We start from the raw sequence: 1,477 nt of genomic DNA, 5'->3' as shown, positions 1-1,477 counted from the left end.
GAAGCTGAAGAGCAAATAAAGGCGTTTTCTGTTGTTCACAATAAACAATTAGGCACTGTGACAGTGACGGGTATGCCAAAAAAACTTGAGCAAGTTGACATTTGGCTTAGCGGTTTAATAAAGTCTAGCAATCGCCAGGTACATTTACAAGTTCAAGTGCTGGATGTGACTATTGATGAGTCAATCGGGCAAGGTATTAATTGGAACCTTATATCTAAACAATCATCATCTAAACAATCATCGGGTCAATTCCAAATTAGCAACAATTCAAAGCAAGTCATAGACGGGGCTGGACTTATATCTATTGGGTCTCCCATCGGAACTGCTTTGAATTTAGGCAATAAAATATCACTTAGCGTCATGTTAAATCTTTTACGCAAACAAGGCAATGTTAGGGTTGATAATCAGCCAAATATTACTGTTACTAATGGGCGTGAGGCTTACATCACTACTGGCGATGAATTTAGTTATATCGCTTCAATAAAATCAGCAACAGATGCCCAAGGTCAGATAACCACAACATCTGATATTCAAAGAATGAATATTGGCATTGATATGAGAGTAACGCCCAAGATATTGCCCGATAACAGAATTGTTGTCAATATCGTGCCAATCATATCAAGTATCAAATCGTTTACAACATTAACGAGTGGTTCTAACAATTCAACACAAGAATTTAAAACCCCCAATATTGCATTGCAAAAATTAAGAACCCAAGTAATAGTTGAGAGTGGAAAAACCATTCATCTAGGCGGATTGATTGCCTCAAAAGTTGCCAATGCTGCCAAAGGCTTGCCAGATGGTGGCATTATGGATATGTTCTTCAGAGGCGTGCAAAAGTCTTTTGAGCGTAGAGAGATTGTTATTTTAATTACACCCACAATTGTAGGCGGATAAAGTGAATTATGGATCTTTGTAGCAATAAAGATTGTCCAAAGAAGGGGTATTGTGGCAGAACTAGAAAAGAGTATTTTGGATCAATGTTAGAGGTTTTGAAAAGATTTAATCCTAATGTTGACAAGTGTTTTATAAAAAGAAGGAGTGATAAATGTTAAACATTAATAAAGTGATGGTTGCAGGACATGTTGGTTCAGTAGAAATTAGATATACGGGTGGCGGTGATGCAGTTCTTAATTTATCAATCGCCACTAACAGGCGCTGGATAGATAAAGACGGCAATAAGAGCGAAGCTGTGGAATGGCACAGAGTGGTTGTTTTTGGACAACTTGCAAAGTTAGTAAAGGATTGGGTTAAAAAAGGCACCCAAGTGTATGCAGAAGGCGTGTTACGCACCCGTAAGTGGCAAGACAAAGGTGGCAACGATAGATGGACAACAGAGATAGTATTATCAGGATACAGCGCTGTTTTACAAGTTATTGACAAAAAAGAGCAAGAAGTAAAAGAGCCGCCAAAAGTCGAAGACGCTGACAATAGTAGTGCAGCAGAGCAAGTGCCCGATGATGCGGATATCTTACAA

2 protein-coding genes are annotated in these 1,477 nt (G+C 38.7%); both read left to right on the top strand.

Annotated elements, in window-relative coordinates; translation table 11 throughout:
• On the top strand, positions 1–897 hold an 897-nt coding region (locus BAZSYMA_RS04960; RefSeq protein ID WP_143243108.1), incomplete at its 5' end, for a hypothetical protein.
• A gap of 151 nt (positions 898–1,048) precedes the next feature.
• The coding region (locus BAZSYMA_RS04955; RefSeq protein ID WP_090716257.1) for a single-stranded DNA-binding protein at positions 1,049–1,477 on the top strand (429 nt) is incomplete at its 3' end.

The organism is Bathymodiolus azoricus thioautotrophic gill symbiont (assembly GCF_001298715.1).
Taxonomy (GTDB): domain Bacteria; phylum Pseudomonadota; class Gammaproteobacteria; order PS1; family Pseudothioglobaceae; genus Thiodubiliella.
Note: the sequence above shows the minus strand (reverse complement) of the source record. Positions and strands in the feature narration are given on the sequence as shown.